General features: G+C 57.2%; 19 protein-coding genes and 1 pseudogene. 16 read left to right on the top strand and 4 right to left on the bottom strand.

Annotated features, from left to right (window positions below; translation table 11 throughout):
• Positions 1–457 (top strand): annotated as a pseudogene (locus KVT34_RS23200) (hypothetical protein); the annotation flags it as partial.
• On the top strand, positions 454–1311 hold the full coding sequence (locus tag KVT34_RS23195; RefSeq protein ID WP_217561552.1) for a BclA C-terminal domain-containing protein: 858 nt from the start codon (positions 454–456) through the stop codon (positions 1309–1311). The pseudogene KVT34_RS23200 and the gene KVT34_RS23195, both read left to right, overlap by 4 nt.
• A gap of 151 nt (positions 1312–1462) precedes the next feature.
• On the opposite strand, the gene KVT34_RS23190 is transcribed toward KVT34_RS23195, so the two are convergent.
• Positions 1463–2860 (bottom strand): hypothetical protein, encoded by a 1398-nt coding sequence (locus KVT34_RS23190; RefSeq protein WP_217561550.1) that lies wholly within the window; start codon positions 2858–2860, stop codon positions 1463–1465.
• Between the two features lie 187 nt (positions 2861–3047).
• On the opposite strand from KVT34_RS23190, the gene gcvH reads away from it, so the two are divergent.
• Complete coding sequence (gene gcvH / locus KVT34_RS23185; protein ID WP_009673270.1) at positions 3048–3440, top strand: glycine cleavage system protein GcvH; 393 nt, start codon at positions 3048–3050, stop codon at positions 3438–3440.
• Positions 3441–3660: 220 nt separating this feature from the next.
• On the opposite strand, the gene KVT34_RS23180 is transcribed toward gcvH, so the two are convergent.
• A complete protein-coding gene (locus KVT34_RS23180; RefSeq protein WP_217561547.1) occupies positions 3661–4824 on the bottom strand; it encodes a glycosyltransferase in 1164 nt (387 codons plus the stop codon).
• A 316-nt stretch (positions 4825–5140) separates the two neighbouring features.
• Here KVT34_RS23180 and KVT34_RS23175 point away from each other — a divergent pair, with 316 nt between their 5' ends.
• From KVT34_RS23175 to hisJ, 6 genes are all read left to right on the top strand, one after another.
• Positions 5141–5884 (top strand): YheC/YheD family protein, encoded by a 744-nt coding sequence (locus KVT34_RS23175; RefSeq protein WP_217561545.1) that lies wholly within the window; start codon positions 5141–5143, stop codon positions 5882–5884.
• A 25-nt stretch (positions 5885–5909) separates the two neighbouring features.
• On the top strand, positions 5910–6302 hold the full coding sequence (gene panD / locus KVT34_RS23170; RefSeq protein WP_217561543.1) for an aspartate 1-decarboxylase: 393 nt from the start codon (positions 5910–5912) through the stop codon (positions 6300–6302).
• A 349-nt stretch (positions 6303–6651) separates the two neighbouring features.
• Entirely contained in the window at positions 6652–7782 is a 1131-nt protein-coding gene (gene solA, locus KVT34_RS23165) for an N-methyl-L-tryptophan oxidase (RefSeq protein ID WP_217561541.1), read from the top strand.
• Between the two features lie 127 nt (positions 7783–7909).
• A complete protein-coding gene (locus KVT34_RS23160; protein WP_009673287.1) occupies positions 7910–8095 on the top strand; it encodes a KGG domain-containing protein in 186 nt (61 codons plus the stop codon).
• Positions 8096–8342: 247 nt separating this feature from the next.
• Positions 8343–8834: a FixH family protein gene (locus tag KVT34_RS23155; RefSeq protein WP_217561539.1), complete on the top strand. Its 492-nt coding sequence runs from the start codon at positions 8343–8345 to the stop codon at positions 8832–8834.
• Between the two features lie 163 nt (positions 8835–8997).
• Complete coding sequence (hisJ, locus tag KVT34_RS23150; RefSeq protein ID WP_217561537.1) at positions 8998–9840, top strand: histidinol-phosphatase HisJ; 843 nt, start codon at positions 8998–9000, stop codon at positions 9838–9840.
• 247 nt (positions 9841–10087) lie between these two features.
• Here hisJ and KVT34_RS23145 read toward each other — a convergent pair whose 3' ends face one another.
• Positions 10088–10495 carry an LSm family protein gene (locus tag KVT34_RS23145; protein ID WP_217561535.1) on the bottom strand — a complete coding sequence of 136 codons (408 nt, stop codon included), beginning with the start codon at positions 10493–10495 and terminating at the stop codon, positions 10088–10090.
• A gap of 268 nt (positions 10496–10763) precedes the next feature.
• Here KVT34_RS23145 and KVT34_RS23140 point away from each other — a divergent pair, with 268 nt between their 5' ends.
• A complete protein-coding gene (locus tag KVT34_RS23140) occupies positions 10764–11309 on the top strand; it encodes a GNAT family N-acetyltransferase (RefSeq protein ID WP_217561533.1) in 546 nt (181 codons plus the stop codon).
• Between the two features lie 103 nt (positions 11310–11412).
• Positions 11413–12102, top strand: a complete 690-nt coding sequence (locus tag KVT34_RS23135; RefSeq protein ID WP_217561531.1) for a copper homeostasis protein CutC — start codon at positions 11413–11415, stop codon at positions 12100–12102.
• A gap of 667 nt (positions 12103–12769) precedes the next feature.
• On the opposite strand, the gene KVT34_RS23130 is transcribed toward KVT34_RS23135, so the two are convergent.
• Positions 12770–13945: a glycosyltransferase family 2 protein gene (locus tag KVT34_RS23130; RefSeq protein WP_217561529.1), complete on the bottom strand. Its 1176-nt coding sequence runs from the start codon at positions 13943–13945 to the stop codon at positions 12770–12772.
• Between the two features lie 284 nt (positions 13946–14229).
• On the opposite strand from KVT34_RS23130, the gene yyaC reads away from it, so the two are divergent.
• The 5 genes from yyaC to KVT34_RS23105 all read left to right on the top strand — a co-directional run bounded on the left by yyaC (position 14230) and on the right by KVT34_RS23105 (position 19158).
• Positions 14230–14820 carry a spore protease YyaC gene (gene yyaC, locus KVT34_RS23125; RefSeq protein WP_217561527.1) on the top strand — a complete coding sequence of 197 codons (591 nt, stop codon included), beginning with the start codon at positions 14230–14232 and terminating at the stop codon, positions 14818–14820.
• Positions 14821–15160: 340 nt separating this feature from the next.
• Entirely contained in the window at positions 15161–16966 is a 1806-nt protein-coding gene (locus KVT34_RS23120) for an ABC transporter ATP-binding protein (protein ID WP_217561525.1), read from the top strand.
• 107 nt (positions 16967–17073) lie between these two features.
• A complete protein-coding gene (locus KVT34_RS23115) occupies positions 17074–17529 on the top strand; it encodes a hypothetical protein (RefSeq protein ID WP_009673267.1) in 456 nt (151 codons plus the stop codon).
• 112 nt (positions 17530–17641) lie between these two features.
• Positions 17642–17926, top strand: coding sequence for a hypothetical protein (locus tag KVT34_RS23110; protein ID WP_217561523.1), 285 nt, complete (start codon positions 17642–17644; stop codon positions 17924–17926).
• Between the two features lie 170 nt (positions 17927–18096).
• Complete coding sequence (locus KVT34_RS23105; protein ID WP_217561521.1) at positions 18097–19158, top strand: copper amine oxidase N-terminal domain-containing protein; 1062 nt, start codon at positions 18097–18099, stop codon at positions 19156–19158.
• The last annotated feature ends 254 nt before the right edge of the window (positions 19159–19412 follow it).

The raw sequence follows: 19412 nt of genomic DNA, 5'->3' as shown, positions 1-19412 counted from the left end.
GGAGCAACCGGGGCTGATGGAGCGACAGGTGCGACCGGACCGACTGGAGCGACAGGAGCAACTGGTGCTGATGGAGCGACAGGTGCCACAGGAGCAGATGGAGCGACAGGAGCAACCGGGCCGACTGGAGCGACAGGTGCCACCGGAGCCGATGGAGAGACAGGTGCGACCGGGCTCACTGGAGCGACAGGTGCCACAGGAGCTGACGGAGCGACGGGTGCCACAGGAGCCGATGGAGCGACAGGTGCAACGGGAGCCGATGGAGTCACAGGAGCAACTGGGGCTGATGGAGCGACAGGAGCAACCGGGCCGACTGGAGCGACAGGTGCCACAGGAGCCGATGGAGCCACAGGAGCAACTGGGGCCGATGGAGCGACAGGAGCAACGGGAGCTGACGGAGCGACAGGAACAACCGGGCCGACAGGAGCGACAGGTGCCACAGGAGCCGATGGAGTGACAGGAGCAACTGGGGCCGATGGAGCGACAGGTGCTACCGGAGCTGATGGAGCGACAGGAGCAACTGGGGCCGATGGAGCGACAGGTGCAACGGGAGTTGACGGAGCGACAGGTGCGACCGGGCCGACTGGAGCGACAGGTGCGACCGGGCTGACTGGAGCGACAGGTGCCACAGGAGCTGACGGAGCGACGGGTGCCACAGGAGCCGATGGAGCGACAGGTGCGACCGGGCCGACTGGAGCGACAGGAGCAACCGGAGCCGATGGAGCGACAGGAGCAACTGGAGCAGATGGAGCAGATGGAGCGACAGGTGCAACGGGGGCCGATGGAGCGACAGGTGCCACAGGAGCCGACGGAGCGACGGGTGCAACAGGAGCTGATGGAGCGACAGGACCTACCGGACCGACTGGAGCCACAGGCGCCGACGGTACTGCGGGAACCGGTCTTACCTCGTTTGCCAGCCGGACAAATACGGGAGGGACATCGGTCGCCGCAGGAGGACTGGTTCCGTTCAATACGGCCGGCGTCCAATACGGGACGGCTATTACGTTCAGTCCAACTGATCCGACGACGACTTTTCTGATCAACGAGCCGGGCTATTACCGGGTAAGTTTTCTCATCTATACGGGAACGCTCAGCCTGCTGTCTTCGGTAGCCGCAAGTTTCAGCGGGACGGCAGTGCCGCAGCCGAGTGCCTCGGTATTCTCACTGGAATTGGCGGGAGGCGTATTGACAGGGGACCTGCTCTTCCAAGCGGTAACGACGGGAAGCCTTACGGTTTCTGTGTCCGGGTTGGCGTTAACGCTCAGCGGCACGGGAACGAACGCCCAGATCACGATAGAAAAACTGGATTAACCCGCGTATGTGATTTTTTCCGGGCTCTCTGTCTTGCGGCAGAGAGTTTTTTTTCGCACAAAAAAACCTCGGAAGGAGAATCGGCTCGCCGCCTTTTCTCTTTCCGAGGGTTCTGTTTTCACGGATAGACTGAGTGTGTACGGATGTTTTTTTACTTATATTCTCCGATCAAATAGTTGTAAAAAGGCTCGTCGACCCAGAACCGGTAAGACTCAACCTTGGTAGCCGGGCTGATTTTGCGGATGCCCTCGGCAATGGCTTCAGGTTTGTCGGTCAGGGAAAAGGTTTGGGCATAGTAGTGGCCTTTAGTGATTTTATTGTTGGCAATGACTTTGTAATCCGGCAGCTCGGTCCGGGAATAATAAAGCGGCTGCCACCAAGAATGAGCAATAAGGCCGTTTTGGTCTTCGCTGTTCTTTTTGGCGTATTTCAGGACGATTTCCTGGAACCGGTCTTTTTGCCCGGCTGTCGCGAATTCAAATGAAAGGTCATATTCCTTGGCGTAGGCTATGTAGTTCCCGTTGTCGATCTGCACAACTTTGTAATCGTCGGTTTGAACCGGCTCTCCCCATTCTTTCAAGTAGATAAAAGCGGAGGTTTTCGGCTCGAGCTGGACGCGTGCATCGATATTCTCACTGCGCAGGAGTCCGATCAGCTGAAGGGCGTGGTCAATTTCGCTGTGTCCGTATGTAAGGGAACGCGCGCTGTCAAAGCGGGGCGTATATCGGTCGTCTTTTACGTTGTAGCCGGTTATCAGATCGGCTTGCAGTGCTTGGTCCACGATGTTTTGCAGGTCGGGCTGCTGGATCAGGTTCTGCACATTCCATGCGTCGCGTACCTTGCGGAGGATGCCCGGATCGGAGACCCGGCCCAGCTCATGCTTGTACAGGCCCTGCAATTCCAGCACGCGTCCGAGCAAAATTTCCGCGTAAGAGGCGGAAGCGGGCTCATTACGCTGAAAAGCTTCGTGCAGCCCGGCGGGCAGAAGCTCCGTATCCGCGGCTGCCGCGAGTTCCTGGGCGGCCTGCGGCGTCAACTGCGAGATTTCATCGTCCGCATGAAGCTTGGCGAGCGAACGTGCCGTTTTCTCGGCGGGATAGGTATAGGCGAGTTCTTTTAAACCGGCCGCTTTCACGGCGATGTATACGGCGGTACTCTGGGTGAGGGGCTGATCGCCATCGAGCCGGTCTTGCGTGAGGATTCCTTTTTCGTACAACGCCAGAGCGGATTTGTAATAGGGACTGCTTTCGTTAATGTCCTGAAAAGGATTCGGTTTGCCTGACGGCTCCAGGTTAAGAACAGCGGCTAAAACTTTAACAAAGTCGCCCTTTGTCGGTGCGGACGGCAGCGTATAGCCGAACTGGTCTTTCAAGAACTGCCGGTATTCCTCGGACAAAAGAGTGGTTTGCTCTGCGGCCAGCGGAGCGGCTGCTGCCGTAACACTTGCTCCCTGCCCGTGAGCTTGGCCGGACCACAATGTCAGAAGCAGAGTGCCGGCGGCAAGGACGGAGCCGAACCGGGTGGCGTTAAGTCGTGTAGTTGCGTACATGGAATGAACCCCTTCCTTGAAATTATTTATTCCAATCAGAAAAGTAGGAATTTATCAGGATGGTATCACCCTTTAAATAAGCTGTCAATACAAGGAAAGAACTTTGCCCGCTCCCGGCTTGACTTCGCCGTTTTCATTCGGGTAAGCTAAATTTATTAACGGCAGTCAAAAGTGAGGCGGTAATAACGTGAGCGAAGTAAAATCCGGATTGTTATACTCCAAAGAACACGAATGGGTCGAAGTGCTTTCCGATACGAAAATCCGTGTAGGCATGACCCCTTTTGCACAAGAGCAGCTCGGCGACATCGTATTCGTCGAACTGCCGAAAACGGGCGCTTCCGTCAAGGCCGATGATATGCTGGGCAGTGTGGAATCGGTCAAAACGGTCTCCGACCTGATTAGTCCCGTTATCGGAACAGTCGCCCGAATCAACGACACTCTGGAAGAATCCCCGGAGCTGGTGAATACGGACCCGTACGGCGCAGGCTGGGTCGCCGAAATCGACATTTCCGGCAAAGAAGCCTTGGACGGGCTTATGACCGCCGATCAGTATCAGGCTTATATCGTTTCGGAGCAGTAATCGTTTGCCGCTCCGGGCTGGGCACCCTGCCGGAAACTTCCGGCAGGGTGCTTTTTTTCGAGACGAGTGAATTCATCTCTCCCAAAAAAACGTTCCCGGGTCGCTTCCGACCCGGGAACGTTTTTTTGCTGCTGCACCAGGCGATTTTTGCCTGAGCTCACCTGATTTTACACGCACCCTCCGCTTCCACGCACCCTCCGCTTTCACGCGCCGTTCAGCCTCAACGCCGCCGTTTGGAGGCGATCGTCTTCTCGATGGCTCTTTTCATCGCGTGTCCGGCACGCGTCCATGTCCATCGGCTCATATCCCTCCGTCCCCGGAGTCCCTTGCGCCTGCACAGCTCGGGATGTTCGTAAGCGCGTCTCATTTGTTTTTTCAGAGCGCCGAGATCCGGCTCCGCCCAAAGCTGCCCCTTCTGGACAAACAGACGGCGGAAAGAGCGGGAGATCGCTTTATTCATACCGGCTGCGGGCGGTTTCAGCTTATAGGGGACGAGAAAGGAATTGGCCTTTGTCACAAAGTCCATGTGGCCGCCCCAGCCTGTCACGATGACAGGCGTTCCGCTGGCCAGCGATTCCAGGAACGGCAGGCCGACGCCTTCTCCGCGCGTAGGAAGCACGAACGCGTCGCCGGCGGTATAGATTCCCCGCACCGCATGGGGGCTGGTAGAGCCGGTCAGGAGATGAAGAGGCGCCGTCTTGTGCCGGATTCCCAGCTTTTTTTTGTAAGCCGCGATGCGGCCGCGGATCCATGCGCCCGATTCTCTCGCGCTGAATCCGCTCGTTTTGATCAGCAGCGCCGCGCGGTCCCGGGCGGAAAATTCCTCCCAGAAAGCTCTGAGCAGGGTTTCGGGATTTTTGCGGTGCTGGAAGGTGAAGACGGAGACGAACAGGAAGTCGCCCTTTTTTTTCAGGGACAGTTTCTTGTTCCGCGGGTTAAACGCGCGGGAATTCACACCATGCGGAACGATGTATACGGGGACGCGAACCCCGCTTCTTTTCATGGCGATTCTGTTCTGCACGGACGGCACGCAAACGGCGTCGAACCGGTTGATGTTCGGGAGCCAGTTCCGGGGGATTTTCGTCGTTTCCCAGACCGCATTCAAAATGAGATAATCGTACTTTTTTCTCGCTTGCGCGATATTCAGAGTATGCGGCAGGCGGTGATAAACCAGCACCTTCGGCTTCTTCCGGACCAGAGGTCTGCGGGCCAAGGCAAGCATGAGCCTTTTGGATGGGGTGGAGAAGGACGAACGCCTGCGCGAGGGGGTTACTTTGACATGAACGCCCAGCCGGTGCAGTGCAAGCACATATTCACGGCTGGCCGTTCCGATTCCGTTGTCGCCCAGCACGGGCCCGATCCATATGACTTGATAATGACTCACCGTTATCCATCCTTCTTTCCCAGATTAGGATAAAAGTTTCTTCATACGTTCTTTCTTTTCTATAGAGGGGTTCCGTTTCGCTGCCACACCTGAAAAACATTACTTTAGTTTACGGAGGCCGTTCAGGCTTTGAAACGGATAAGAAACTATTTTGCACTATCATTTTGAAGGCCCTTTCCCGATCTTTGAAAAATAAGGTCGGCTGCACAACGGCCGGTAGAACAGACGCCTTTTCCATCCGGTACCCGCTGTCATACATATAAAGGAGCGGTCTATTGAAAGAGAGTTTATCCGGATCGGAAAGGTGGCCGAAAGCATGGCGGTTATCGCGAGGTTTAACAAGTGGTCCAAATACAAGTTTATGAGAAATGCCGCCGAGCTTGTCCCTTATCTGCCGGCAACGAGTCTGATGTCGGAACGTTCCTTCCGGGAAATGTCGGAACGATACGGCCGGGTTGTTGTCAAACCCGTTGACGGGATGCAGGGACAGGGCATTTTCCATGTGTCGTGCCTGCCCGACGGTCGGTACGAAGTGCAGCATGAAAACCGCAAGATCAAACTGGCGGGCAGGAGGGAAACTTACGCTTTTCTGAGTAAGCAAATCGGCTCTCAAAGCTACATCGTCCAGCAGAGTATCGACAGGGCGACGGTCGGGGAGAGGGCTTTCGATCTGCGTATTATCGTTCAGCGGAAAAAAAATTCGCGCCGTTGGGTGGTTACCGGGCGGGTGGCGAAAGTCGTGGGCAGCGGCTATTTCGTTTCAAACACATCCAGAAAGGGCCAGCTCCTGCTTCTGGACGAAGCGCTCGGCCGCTCTTCGCTTCACAGGCTATCCCGGAAAGAGCTGCGGGAACGGATCGATGGGGTCGCTCTCGCATGTGCGAAGACGCTGACGGAACATTTTCCGAGGCAGGTCATCTACGGCATTGATATCGGGCTGGACAAGCGCGGAAATGTATGGATTTTCGAAGGGAATTTATACCCGGCCATGTCTCATTTCGTGAAGCTCAAAGACAAAACGATGTACCGCCGCATCATGGCTTACGGCGAAGGTCAGTAAAGAACGAGGAGAGGGGACGCGCGGCATGTTCAGAACGATGATGAAATCCAAGCTCCACCGGGCCACCGTTACGGAGGCCAATCTGAACTATGTGGGAAGCATCACGATCGACGAAGATCTGATGGAGCTTGCGGACCTCCTGCCCAATGAAAAGGTTCAGATCGTGAACCTTAACAACGGATCTCGGATGGAGACGTATACGATAACGGGGCCCAGGGGATCGGGATGCGTCTGCCTGAACGGGGCGGCGGCAAGGCTTGTGCAGCCGGGCGATGTCGTCATCATTATTTCCTACGCGTTGATGAGTGAAGAAGCGGCGGCGGACCACGTGCCCAAAGTGGTTATTTTGGAAGAAGGCAACAAAGTTGCTCACGATCGTTACGAGGAAAAACACTCCACCGTGCCGGAACCTTCCTGACAGGTCCTGTCGGCGGGCAATTGAAAAAGATCCCGAAGACCCTTCCGGAGCAGCTTGGCCGGAAGGGTCTTCGGGTTAGCCGTTAGAGGCCAACGGAGCGCTGGAGGCACGGGGCGATTTACATGAAATCTTCCATTGAAATTCCAGGCGGCGAATACAAAATGCGGGTATTCCGGTTGTCGGCGACATCCCGTATGGGCATGACGGTAAGTATAGGTAGCGTTACGGTTAGACATGTGTGGAACAGCTGGGGCTTGGCTAATATGCTCCGTACTTGGCTGCACATTGACACCATCTCGAGCGGGATGCTAACGTCAAGGTAATGAAGAGCAAGGAAGGAGATACCGCCATGCGCACCCGTCACGACGTGATCATTATCGGGGCCGGCTCGATGGGCCTGAGCGCCGGTTATCAGCTCGCATCAAGCGGCGTTCGGACGCTGCTCCTCGATGCGGGCAATCCCCCGCACGAGGAGGGCAGTCATCACGGGGAAACGCGGAAGCTCCGCCATGCCTACGGCGGAGCTTCCGCGTACGTGCCCCTTGCGCTGCGCGCCCAGAAGCTGTGGAAAGAGCTGGAGCGCCTATCCGGCGAGACGCTGCTGCGGACTACGGGCGTGCTCAACGTGAGCCGCGAAGAGACGGCCAACCACCGGAGCAAGATCGCCAACGCGCAGCGGTACGGCGTTCCGCTGGAAGAGCTCGATGCCGCCGAGATCCACCGGCGGTGGCCGGGCTTCTCCCTGCCGATGGGCTGGAGCGGCCTCTACGAGCCGGACGGCGGGGTGCTGCTCAGCGAAGCCTGCCTGCGCGTCTACCGGAGATTGGCGCTGGAAGCGGGCGCGGAGCTGCTGACGGATACGCCTGTCCGGTCCGTGTCGCTCGACGGCGGCGAAGCGGTCGTAACGACACCGGCCGGAACCTTCTCGTCCGGCCGTCTGATCGTCACGGCCGGAGCCGCGGCCGCAGGCATCCTGCCGGGCCGGCCGCTTCCCGTGTCGGCGGTCCGCAAAACAGTGGCTTGGTTCCGTGCCGACAGCGGGCTGTACCGGTCCCCCGGCTTTCCGGGTTTTACGGTTCATACGGGGCTGGGGGAATATTACGGGTTCCCCGACTTCGACGGTTCGGGAGTCAAGGTAGGCCGGCACGACGAGGGGATTCCCCTGAGTCCCGGAGAGCCGAAGCATCCGTTCGGACGAACGGCCGCGGACGAGGAGGAGCTTCGCGCCTTTATGGAAGCGTACCTCCCGGGCGCCTCGGGTGCGCTGCTGAAGGGCAAGGTCTGCCTGTACGAACGCACGCCGGACGAAGACTTTATTATCGGACGACTGCCGGGGCATCCGCATGTGAGCGTGGCGGCGGGCTTTTCCGGACACGGATTCAAATTCGCGAGTGTCGTGGGCGAAATTTTGCGGGATCTGACCGTGGGTGGAAGGTCCTTTCTGGATCTGGCTCCTTTTTCACCGGAGCGGTTCAATTGATTTTTACCGGCGAATGACCGGTTTTCCGTTTCGGAATCTCTCATCCGGGTAAGTAATAGACGTAGGCGGCAGTTAAACAAGACTTCCTAAGAGGCCTGCAAATTTACCGTTTGAGGAGTGGATCATCATGGCTGACAAAATGTCTCGAGAAGAAGCAGGACGCAAAGGCGGAGAAGAAACCGCACGCACGCACGACAAAGATTTCTACCAGGAAATCGGACGTAAAGGCGGCGAATCCCGCGGAAACGACAGCGGCAGAAGCGACGGCAAGATGAGCCGCGAGGAAGCGGGACGCAAAGGCGGACGCAGTTAAGACGATAAACGTGATCTCGACATCTAATTCGACATATAAAAGGACTTGCAGCCAACGGGTTGTAGGTCCTTTTACTGTGCGGATTAAGCCGGCCTGCGCCGGATTGTTCACGGAATCGTTACAAATAGGGCCCAGGTGAGCTATCCCTCTTTTGCAGGCATCCCGGTATAATAGGTTTAATTGATGGGAAAAGATGAGAGCAGCCGTAAAGGCGGCAGGCCATGCAGTTTAGGGGGATTGAACATAAATGAATGCGCATAAACAGGAAAAATCCGCCGGTTCTTCCGGTTTGAAGTTAACATTCAGGCGCAGGAGTGTCGGCACGGCCGTTCTTCTGCTGGTTCTGACAGCGGCGCTTGCCGGCTGCGGTTCGGGAGGCGGCGGACATGAAGGACATGGCGGTCAAGGCGCGGGCCAAGGGGCAATCGACACGCTGAATCCGATCGTGGCCAAAGTAAAGCTGCCGGAAGAACCGGTTAAACAAGGGACGGAAGCGGCGGTCGAAGTCACCGTCACCCAGGACGGTAAACCGGTGGACGATGCGGACGAGGTACTTTTCGAAGTATGGAAAGAAGGCGCCCCGGGCGACAAGCACGAGAAGATTAAAGGGACCCACGGCAAGGACGGCTTGTATACCTTAAAAAAGAAATTTGACGAGCCGGGAACGTATCTGATTATTTCCCACGTCACGGCCAGAACGATGCACACGATGCCGCAGGTGAAACTCCAGGTGGAATAGCCCCGGCGTCGGGTATCGTTATGATTTTCGAAGTAAGCGAACGGGTCCGGATGGAAATCATCCGGGCTTTTTTGCCGGTAAGAAGTCCGGCGTTGCCGTGCTAACCGGGCCGCGCTATACTCAAGTCAGACAAGCCGCAGAGACTGAGGGGGATAAGTACGCCATGACATTCAAATGGGACGGTCATACGCACACGAAGTTTTGCTATCACGGAAATCCCGCCGAGGAACCGGCATACCTGGACCGGGCGATTGAGCTCGGCTTCGAGCGCTATACCATAAGCGAGCATCCGCCGCTGCCGGATAAATGGATCGACAATCCGCGGCTCATGGCGGAATTGGCCATGCCGATGGAGGAGCTGCCGGACTATTTGGCCTATGCCGAAGAGATGAAAGCGAGATATGCCGGCAGGATCGAAGTGACCGTGGGCCTCGAGATGGATTACCTGTACGGCAGGGAAGATTTCTCCGACGCGCTGCTGGATCGGTACGGAAGCCGGCTCGAGGACGTCGTCGTATCCGTCCATTATCTACCCGGAGCGGGCGGCATGCGCTGCATCGACTTCACCGCGGACGACTTCCGGGAGGGTCTGCTCGCTCATTACGGGAGTATGGATGCGGTAGCGGAAGAGTACTACGACCACGTCGAGAAAGCGATCGAGTGGGCGGCCGGGCTGCCTATGCGCAAGCGCCTCGGCCACGTGCAGCTGATCGAGAAGTTCCGCGAGGCGCTTCCGCCGATCAGCCCGGAACTGATCGAGCGCAGGCTGACCGCGCTGCTGCCCAAGCTCCAGGAGACTGGCGTCGGCATCGACGTGAACGTCGCCGGTCTGCGGGTGCCGACCTGCGGGCAGACCTACGTGCCGCGGTGGTTTCTCGCCGCCTGCGCGAGCCGGGGCATTCCGCTGATTTACGGCTCCGATACGCATAAGCCGGAGCACGTGGGAGCGGACTGGGCCTGGTTTGAGACCGCTTTCGGCACGAGCGGTGCGGAAAGCTCAGAGTAGCGCCCCTGTGAAGCGGCGCCCGGAGCGGCCGTTCGAAAGCCGCGTGAAGTACCTGAGGCCGTAAGGGAAATTCGCCCTTACGGCCTCAATCCCCGGCGGGAAGCCGCCGGAGCCGGAAAGCACCGCCAACGAGTCGGCCGCGTCAAGCTAGCCGTTCCCGAAGGCGGTGCTTTTTGTGCAGCGGGCGGCTTTCGAGCACTGTAAGGACGCGGGGGAGGAACACCCGCGTCCGCCGCTGACTCTTGTTCTACATCAATAGAACAAGAGTCAGCAGATCGAACAGGGCCAGCGTGAGAATCGTCTCGTTGCTCGGACCGGGATATCCCGGAAAACCCGGATACCCTGGGAAGCCTGGATATCCCGGAAAGCCGGGGCCAGGGGGAAAGAATCCTCTTTCCTCGGATTCATCAAGCGGCTGCCCGTATGGTGCTGTTCTACCATAGCCGTTAACATGGCCGGCAATATACCCCTGCCCGTATCCCATGTCAGGTTCATAACCGTACCCCTGGACTTGCCCGCCGGATACTTTCAGTCGGACATAATTCGGGTCCACTCCGATAATCATCCCGTCATAAGTGCGGCCCGATTTGGTCTGCACCCGGACGTGACGGTTCATATACGATTTGCACAAACAATAAAAATCCTCTTTGTACATGGCTGGCGTCCCTCCGTTTTCCGTTCTCTTTCCTCCAGCTTATGTGCGGACGCCCTGCCGGGCGTGGGCATCCGGCTGTTTTGGGCGCTCCCCTCGCGGCGGCGGGTACACCCGGAAGGCGAAGATCGGTTATGGGCGTGATCAAAACCAATTCCGAACAAACCGGACTGCTTGCCCGTTTACTGCGGGCGGAAGCTGAGGTTTTTTTCCTTGACAAGAAGTGGTAAAGCCCCTAAAGTAGAAAAAAATTTACAGGAGGGACGCCGAGATGAGAATATGTCAGGTCGACGAGGAAATCAGTCTGGAATTATTGGAGCTCAAGCACGCGGAAGCCTTGTTCCGCCTGACGGACGACAACCGGGAGCAGCTCGGACAGTGGCTGTTCTGGGCATACGACACGAAAGAAGTCGGGGATTCCGTCGCATTTATCCAGTCTACATTGCACGCGTTCGCAGAAGGCAAATCGCTGGCCGCCGCCATTATGGTCCGGGGAGAACTGGCCGGGGTCATTGATTATCACGCGATGGTTCCCGCTCACGGAAGAGCCGAAATCGGGTATTGGCTCGGTAAAGCTCATCAGGGCCGGGGAATCATGACCCGCGCGTGCCGGGCGTTCATCGGATATGGGTGGTCCGAAAAGAACCTCAACCGCATAGTCATTATGGCGGATGTCGAGAACGCGGCAAGCCGGGCTATACCGCAGCGGCTCGGTTTTACGCTCGAAGGCGTGATGAGAGAATGGGAGGTTAAAGAGAGCGGCAAGCGCGACATGGCTCTTTATTCCATCCTCCGCAGGGAATGGACGGAGAATTGAATTTTTTGGATAAAAGGAAGAATCCGGGCCGTTCCCGTGATAAAATAAGAGTCGACCGGCGCTTTTGCGCCCGATGACCAGAACGGATCAGGAGGAGATCGTTATGTTATTGGAAGTGATCGCAACAACAGTCGGCGACGCAATCGCGGCCGAACAGGCAGGGGCGGACAGGCTGGAGCTGGTGACCGGCATGAAAGAGGGCGGATTGACTCCGAGCGCGGGTCTTATCGAGGGCACGGTGCGGAGCGTGAAAATTCCTTCCGCCGTCATGGTGCGGCCTCACAGCAAGTCGTTTGTTTACGACGAGGACGATGTGCGCGCTATGCGGAGAGATATCCGGCTCATCCGCGAAACCGGCGCAGCCGGAATCGTGATCGGTACGCTTACCCCGCAGAACGAGATCGACGTTCCGGTGCTGGAAGCGCTGCTGGAGGAAGCCAGCGGACTTGAAGTGGTGTTTCACCGGGCGTTCGACGCCGTGCCGGATCAGATTGCGGCCTTCCGGCAGCTCTCCGGCTACAAGCAGATCACCCGCATTCTGACATCCGGCGGCAAGCCTAGCGCGCTGGATGCCGTTGACCGGATGAAGGAACTGGTGGAACTCAGCCGCGATTCTCACATCACGATATTGGCCGGCAGCGGACTGAATGCGGAATCGCTTGAATCTTTCGTAAAAGACACCGGCGTGACGGAAGTCCATTTCGGCGGTGCCGTCCGCGGCCCTAAAGGTGTGGAAGACGATATCGCCGCCGAGAAAATCCGGGAGATCCGCGACATACTGGCGCGTTGTTAGCGGACAAGCGGACAGGCTCTCCGATTCGGATGGGGGGCCAGGCTGAAGGGGCGGAGGCGGCTTCCCGGAGATGACAACGAACGGCCGGGATCGCCTGGCAGCAGTCTCTGCCGTGGGCTCTCCCAGGCCCTTGAAGCGGCTTCTGCAAACAGGCCGGTTTTTCCTTCGCGGGAGAAACCGGCCTGTCTGCATGGCGCTGCCGCCGGACTGTTCCTGCGAGTCAAACGCCGGGTAAATGGGTTTGACTCTCCTTCACGGGGAGCCACCCAAGCGGGCCGGGGATTTGCGCGCCGGTTGGCCGAACTTCATCCGCCACTCGCTCGCCACCCGTAGTTCGGGCAAGCAAAAAAGGCTGCCCCACGGAAAGTGAGGCAGCCTTTTTTGCATATTCGATCATGAGGGGTACGAACTGTGGTTAAGCCGGGCAGCTGTTGCAGGAAGACCGAATCGTCGTCTTTATCCCGCTTTTCCTATTACGGCTGGATGTTTGTGTAAGCCGTAAGCAGACTGACCGTAAGGAGCAGCGCGCCAAAGGCGTACTTGTACATTCTTGTCGGCACAGTGGACATGGAAGACTCTCCTCCTCTTTTTTATTCCTCTTCATTATACAATAAACTAAATGCTTCAGTTGTAAACATTCTGTAATGGTTTCTTTCACAATTGCTCTTTATTTCATTTTTTTAAGGTCGCTCAGCGAATAGAACGTCCCGCGCCAGTAGACGCCGCCTTGTTTGAGCGCCAGTCCCACGGACCGGACAAGCACATAGACTAGGAGAGCCGCACTTGCCGGAATGGCGAGGGTATCAAGGCCAGGTGAACCTGCCATCATCCGGATCTGCTTCCGATAAAGGGCGGTCATGATAAGCACGCTCACCAGATGGACGAGACTGCGCCAATCTCCGTAGAGCAGCATGCCGGGCCAGGGAAACGTAAACAGAAGGAGCTGACCCGCTCCGGCCGCAGCCGCCAAAGAAACTTTGTAGCCGAAGCCGGAGAACAGATTTTTCTCCAGTCCCCGGACGGCCGCCCTCATGCTCGGATACCATTCGACCTGCAGCCTGCTCCGCCCCGATGCGAGGCGCTGGCGGAGACCGGCCAGCTTCACCCGCGCGCCGAGCTGGAGGTCGTCGTCCGGCCGGAGGGCGATCGCTTCGTGCGTCCCGATCGCTTCATAGGCCCGCCGGTGAATGAGGTTGAACGCGCCGATGCCCATGCCGCCGCTCCGCTCCCCGTCCAGATTCGCGCGCCAGGGGCGCGTGAACAGGCTTAGCGAGAAGAGGAAGTGGCGGATGAAGCTGCGCAGCCAGAACGTGGGCGCCGTCATGTGGGGCGTGAGCGTCAGATGGTCCGCATGCTCGCTCAGCGCAAAGCCGACCGCTTCCCGGACCGTGTCCGGGTGAAAGCGGATATCGGCGTCGGTAAAGAGCAGCCACTGACCGCGGGCCTGCCGGTAGCCCTGGTACAGGGCGTGGTTTTTGCCGAGCCATCCGCCCGGCAGACGCGTCACGTGGATCACCCGCATGGGGATGCGGATATCCCCGCGCTCCTCCTCGGACCACCGTTTGAGCTCGTCCAGCGTGCGTCCGGTCCCGTCCTGCGAGCGGTCGTTTACGACAATCAGCTCCAGCCGGGGATAAGTTTGCGCGAGCAGATGCCGCACCGTATCGCGAATTGTCGTTTCTTCCTCTTTGGCAGCGATTATAACCGAGACGAGAGGCGGGGGATCGGGCAGCGGACCGGCAGGGGGCAGTTCGCGAAACAGCCTTGCGCCCCGCAGGTGATCCGCCAGCATGACCAGCCAGTAGAGCAGGATAAGCAGAGCCAATATTCCGGCTATGGACATGAGCGGCCTCCTTGTGGAACAATAATAGGGAACTAGGGGAAAGAGAGCTGCCCGTGATGGTATAAACAGGACTCTTTCTGGAAAAGTGGAAAATAACCGATTGCACTCAGAAAGCACGGCAGGAAAACTGGTTTTTTCATGCCGGTTGTCCGGCCTTTTTTATCCGGGTGAGAACAGCACCGTGTACTTGTATGTACATCAAATCGGTACGTCATAGAACGGGGACATAGCAGCTAGTCTTAACGATTTGTCAAAACAGTGTATCAAAGAAAGGAGACCTCCGCATGGACATTTCCCGAAGCGAAGGGGAAGCCGCCGCAAGCCTTGCCAAACCACCGGCCAGCAATGCCTCCAAAGCCTCCAAAGACGGCTACTGGAAAAAAGTATCCGGAAGACAGCTTCCCGCCTTCTTTTCGGAAATCCGGGAAGAAGCGGGCGCCGCACTTCCGTGCGTGTTCGTGTGCATCGGCACCGACCGCTCGACGGGAGACGCACTCGGCCCGCTCGTCGGCTCCATGCTGGCCGAAGCCGGCTACAGCGTCATCGGCACCTTGGAGCATCCCTGCGATGCGAGCAATCTTGTGCAGCGCCTCGCGGAAATCCCGGCGGAAGTCCCGGTCGTCGGCATCGACGCGTGTCTGGGACAGCCGTCTTCCGTCGGGCTGTACCAGGTGTCGAACCGGCCGATTTTCCCGGGCAAATCGCTCGGCAAGAACCTTCCGCTCGTCGGCGACTACACCGTCGCCGCGATCGTGAACGCCGACGGCCCCCGGCAGTATGCCGTCTTGCAGACGACCTCGCTGAACCGGGTGATCGGCATGGCGAAGGAAATCGCCGCCGCCGTTCAAGCGGCGTTCCCGCCGGTCCGCGCTTAGGACGTCCGTTCGGCGGCGGATCGCTGCGCGAACTCTCGCGCCCGCGGGGCGCCGCACACCGGGACCCTGCCTAAGCGACGGCTGTGCGGCGCTTTAGCGCCCGCGCCGGCCCGGCGTGCCCGGCGGAACGACAGCCGCTCCCCCGGGAGCCCGCCGTGCACAATCTCCGGCGGAAGGCCGCTTAAGTATGCTCTTATTATACATTTGCTTCCGCAATGTTGCGAAGCCTGCGTCCCTGAGTCCGCCCGATAAAACACGCGGACAACCAGCCGCAGGCTTGTATGCTTTTGTAAACTTTTTACCCGCACACACGAATAAAACAGGGAGATGAACCATACACATGAGAAACGGATTTGGCGGAGGACTGGGCGAACGAAACGGGGGAAAAATGCCCAAAGCGATCCTCAAAGATGTATCCCTGCGCCGCATTTTGGGACTGTTCCGGCCTTACCGGGGACAACTGACCGTAATCGTCCTGCTGGCTCTCGGAGGAGCCGTACTCGGCCTCGTTCCTCCGCTTGTTATGAAAGAAATCATAGACACCGCCATCCCGCAGCAAAGCTTCCGGCTCCTTGCCGTCTTCGCCGTTCTGCTCGTGGCGCTGCCGCTGCTCAGCGGCATGCTCGGAGTGGCGCAGAACCACTTGAACACCAAAGTCGCCCAAGGCGTCATGCGGGACCTGCGGATGACCCTTTTCCGCAATCTCCAGCGGCAGTCCATGTCCTTCTTTACCGCGGCCCGGGCCGGCGAAGTGGTCCAGAGGCTGACGGAGGACATCCAGGCGGTCCAGACTGTCGTCACCAGCCTCGTCGTGTCGTCGATTACCCAGATCGTCATCGTCATCACGACCGTCGGCATCCTCTTCGCCCTTGACTGGCGCCTGGCCATCGTGGCGCTCATCATCCTGCCCGCCTTCATTTTGCCGGTACGCAAAGTCTCCGGCGTCCGCAAGCGCCTGCGCGGAGAAACGCAAAAAGTCCGCGCCGATATGTCGGCGCAGCTCGGCGAAATTTTCGGCGTCTCCGGCGCTATGCTCACTCGCATTTTCACGCGCGAAAAAGAGCAGGAAGAGCGTTTTGGCGGAATGAACCAGCAGGTAATGGATCTGGAGCTCCGTCTCAATCTGATCGGCCGCTGGTATATGATGTTTCTCGGGGTGCTGGGCCCGCTCGGCACCGCGGTCATTTATATGTACGGAGGATACTCCGTCATTCAGGGAAGTATGAGCATAGGCGGAATCGTCGCCTTCGCGGCCTATCTCGGACGGCTGTACAGTCCTGTCGGGACCCTGCTTAACCTGCATGTGGAGGTGGCGACCGCGCTGGGCGTCTTCCAGCGTATTTTCGATTACCAGGACATGAAGGCCGAAGTGGAGGAGGCGGAAGGAGCGGCCGAACTCCCTCCGGTGCGCGGAAGCATATCGGTCCGTGATGTTTCATTTGCTTACTCGCCGGGTAATACGGTTCTATCCGATATTTCCTTCCAAGCGGAAGCGGGTGAAGTTGTCGCGCTGGTCGGTCCCAGCGGAGCGGGCAAATCGACCCTTATCAGTCTGATGGCAAGGCTCCATGATCCGTCGGAGGGCACTGTAGAGATAGACGGATTCGATGTGAAAAAGGTTAGTCTGTCGTCGCTCCGCCGTCAGATTGCCTACGTTACGCAGGAATCGTTTCTCTTTCACGCCACCGTGCGGGAAAACCTGCTCTTCGCCAAAGAAGACGCTACGGAAGAAGAGCTGGCAGATGCCTGCCGCCAGGCGTACATTTACGACTTTGTGCAGTCTCTGCCGCAGGGATTCGACACCATGGTCGGTGAACGCGGACACCGTCTTTCGGGCGGAGAACGGCAGCGTCTGGCAATCGCCAGAGCCCTGCTCAAAAATCCGCGCATCCTGATTCTGGACGAAGCGACTTCCCACCTGGATTCGGAATCCGAGGCTTTCGTTCAGGCTGCTTTGGAGCAGCTGATGAAAGGCCGGACGACGCTGGTTATTGCGCATCGCCTCTCGACTATTCTTCATGCGGACCGCATTCTGGTTCTGCAGAAAGGAAGAATAGTGGAGTCCGGCACCCACAAGGAAATGATGGAAGTTGACGGTCTCTACGCACGTCTGTACCGGACGCAATTTAAACGGTCAGGCGCATGACACAACGGCCCCTTGAATCCAAACAAAGAACACCGATGGTTCCAATCGGATATTTCGGAGTACGGCGGGAGATGCGTACTGTAACGAATTCAAAGGAGGAATTTCCAATGAAGGAGTTCAGTAAGACGCTGGCAACGATGACGAGGCCTTTTTCCTTTGTGCACAAGACGTTAAGCGAGTTTGGTTTCGTGCGTCCCCGGACCCATGAGAACCAACTATATGTCACCACCTTTGCGGATTCCATTACGCAGCGTGTATATACCTTGGCCATACCGACCCGGCTTTTGGAGAACGGGCATACGGAAGTGTATCTCGGCCACACCCGTTTCGAAACGGAAGAGCTGCCGCCTTCCCGTGTCGTCGAAGCGGCCATTTGCCGGATGAAAGAGCTTGCCGATTATTTGAACCAGCCGAACAAACGCCCTCATACCGTCGAGACGGCAAGCAACGGGTATATGGCAACGGATTCTTACGATATCCGCAGGCTGGGCAACGAAATGAAAAAAATGAAAACCAACAGCGAGTTGAAGCAAACCGGACTGATTCCCGATCCCATTCAGTAGCTCTCATAGAAAGGGTCAGGAGGCCCCGCTGCGGCGCGGGTCTTTTCTGGTTCCGCTTTTCCGGTAGCTTCGGCTCCGCTGTTCCTATATACGAACAAAAGGAGTGTTGACGATGACAACGATTCATCATATAAACTACCGGAACGAACATAATGAGGTGTACTGCTGTCTGAGAAATAAAGTCGTGGAGCTGGACGACCGGCAGAAGAGCGATTTTTGCAGCGGCTGCCAGATGTTTGCGGGCTTTGCGGGAGGCAAAGGCGTGGAATGCGAGTGGGAGGACATGAGGGACGTGCCGAACCCGATGCGGGTGCTCGATCCCATGAAGGAGTTTATGAGCAACCAGATCCGTAAGATCGAACTGGACGATTCGGCCGTTCTGGCGCATGGAAATTAAGCCCTATAAAGTGTGTATACCGACAAGGTATATACAATTTTTTTGTTCTTTTCGGCCCTGAATATCCAGTACATTCCTTATAACTTTGTATGTTTATGCAACAATTGTGCATGATTTACGTCTGAAAAGAAGTAAGTCACTTTCATCACATACAGAAGGGAAAGAACAGCATGAACAATGGAATGAAAAAAGGACTGGCGGTTCTGGCCGTATCCATGGTTATGACCACGGGGGCGGCATACGCTTCGCCGGCTGTCGTAACGAAAGCGGACAACCTCGTCCCGATCAGCGCGGAAGTGTCGCAGTCCGTACAAGTGACCGTTAACAATCAAGTACTGGAAGCCGATGGATATGTGAAAGCGGGAGCCAAGGAGGCGATGATTCCTCTTCGCGCCGTGGCGGAAGCGATCGGCATGGAACTGAAATGGAACCAGGAGGATTACTCCGTCGAACTGTCCAAGGACCGTATCTGGACGCTCGTTAAAACCGGCGAAGACCGTTATGTGCTGAACAAAATGTACAAGCCGCTCGGAACGGCTCCTGAACTTGTGGACAGCAAGCTGTACGTACCGGCTTCGTTTGCCAGCGAAATTCTTCACGGAACGGTAAACGCTCAAGGCAGCGCCGTCTCCATCTCATTCAACGAGAAGAAGGAGAACGTCCTGACGAAAGGTGTTGTAACTTCCGTTCGCAGCGCGGACGGCTATAAAGCGGTGCAAATTCAAGGTTTCGGCACGGCCGGACTCGTTCTCAACGTGGGCGACGACACGGTATTTGTCACCGACAAGGGAGACAAGCTTACGTTCGATCAGCTTGCGCTCGGTCAAATCGTCGAAGCGGAGCACTCGATGGTCATGACTATGAGTCTGCCGCCTCAAACGCCTACATACAAGATCACCGTCTCCGGTTACTCGGAGGATGCCGAGAAGCTGCTCGGAACCTCCGGCACCGTGGAAGAAGTGCGCACGGATGAGAACGGCAGCCAAAGCTTGACCATCAAAGGTCAAGGGCTAACCGAGCAGTCTCAAAGCGAAATTGTGCTGCGTCTTTCCGATGCGACGGAAGTCGTTGATAAAGAAGGCGCCAAAGCCGACAAAAAAGCGCTCGTTAAAGGCGCGAAAGTCATCGGCTTCTACAACGGCGTCATGACGAAAAGCCTGCCTCCTATCGGCGGAGCGGTTAAGATCGTCGTAGACGTCGAGCCGGAAGCGGCTGCCGCTCAAGCGGAGTAAGAGAAGCCGGGCGGACTCCGGCTGCGCAAGGGCCGTCCAAACGGCCGGCCACGCATAGGCATTAAGAAAGGCAGTTCCCGTTCTAGAACGGGGGCTGCTTTTTTATTATATTCAGGTATAATCTTTCTTTTTATGCTTATGAAAAGGAGTTATTTTTTAAAAATAATTGAAACTATTTCCCGATTCTGGTATCTATAGGATAAGAATATCCTTTTAAGTTTACGGGGTTAACCGCTAACGCCGTTGAAAACTTG

The organism is Paenibacillus sp. GbtcB18 (assembly GCF_019091125.1).
GTDB lineage: Bacteria > Bacillota > Bacilli > Paenibacillales > NBRC-103111 > Paenibacillus_F > Paenibacillus_F chitinolyticus.
The sequence above is the reverse complement of the archived record's forward strand: the minus strand, read 5'-3'. Positions and strand labels throughout refer to the sequence as shown.

What these genes read in the sequence shown, in the direction of transcription:
- KVT34_RS23190 (WP_217561550.1), bottom strand. Translation starts at nt 2,860, where the DNA reads ATGTACGCAACTACACGACTTAACGCCACCCGGTTCGGCTCCGTCCTT.
- KVT34_RS23175 (WP_217561545.1), top strand. Translation starts at nt 5,141, where the DNA reads ATGGCGGTTATCGCGAGGTTTAACAAGTGGTCCAAATACAAGTTTATG.
- panD (WP_217561543.1), top strand. Translation starts at nt 5,910, where the DNA reads ATGTTCAGAACGATGATGAAATCCAAGCTCCACCGGGCCACCGTTACG.
- solA (WP_217561541.1), top strand. Translation starts at nt 6,652, where the DNA reads ATGCGCACCCGTCACGACGTGATCATTATCGGGGCCGGCTCGATGGGC.
- KVT34_RS23160 (WP_009673287.1), top strand. Translation starts at nt 7,910, where the DNA reads ATGGCTGACAAAATGTCTCGAGAAGAAGCAGGACGCAAAGGCGGAGAA.
- KVT34_RS23155 (WP_217561539.1), top strand. Translation starts at nt 8,343, where the DNA reads ATGAATGCGCATAAACAGGAAAAATCCGCCGGTTCTTCCGGTTTGAAG.
- hisJ (WP_217561537.1), top strand. Translation starts at nt 8,998, where the DNA reads ATGACATTCAAATGGGACGGTCATACGCACACGAAGTTTTGCTATCAC.
- KVT34_RS23145 (WP_217561535.1), bottom strand. Translation starts at nt 10,495, where the DNA reads ATGTACAAAGAGGATTTTTATTGTTTGTGCAAATCGTATATGAACCGT.
- KVT34_RS23140 (WP_217561533.1), top strand. Translation starts at nt 10,764, where the DNA reads ATGAGAATATGTCAGGTCGACGAGGAAATCAGTCTGGAATTATTGGAG.
- KVT34_RS23135 (WP_217561531.1), top strand. Translation starts at nt 11,413, where the DNA reads ATGTTATTGGAAGTGATCGCAACAACAGTCGGCGACGCAATCGCGGCC.
- KVT34_RS23130 (WP_217561529.1), bottom strand. Translation starts at nt 13,945, where the DNA reads ATGTCCATAGCCGGAATATTGGCTCTGCTTATCCTGCTCTACTGGCTG.
- yyaC (WP_217561527.1), top strand. Translation starts at nt 14,230, where the DNA reads ATGGACATTTCCCGAAGCGAAGGGGAAGCCGCCGCAAGCCTTGCCAAA.
- KVT34_RS23120 (WP_217561525.1), top strand. Translation starts at nt 15,161, where the DNA reads ATGAGAAACGGATTTGGCGGAGGACTGGGCGAACGAAACGGGGGAAAA.
- KVT34_RS23115 (WP_009673267.1), top strand. Translation starts at nt 17,074, where the DNA reads ATGAAGGAGTTCAGTAAGACGCTGGCAACGATGACGAGGCCTTTTTCC.
- KVT34_RS23110 (WP_217561523.1), top strand. Translation starts at nt 17,642, where the DNA reads ATGACAACGATTCATCATATAAACTACCGGAACGAACATAATGAGGTG.
- KVT34_RS23105 (WP_217561521.1), top strand. Translation starts at nt 18,097, where the DNA reads ATGAACAATGGAATGAAAAAAGGACTGGCGGTTCTGGCCGTATCCATG.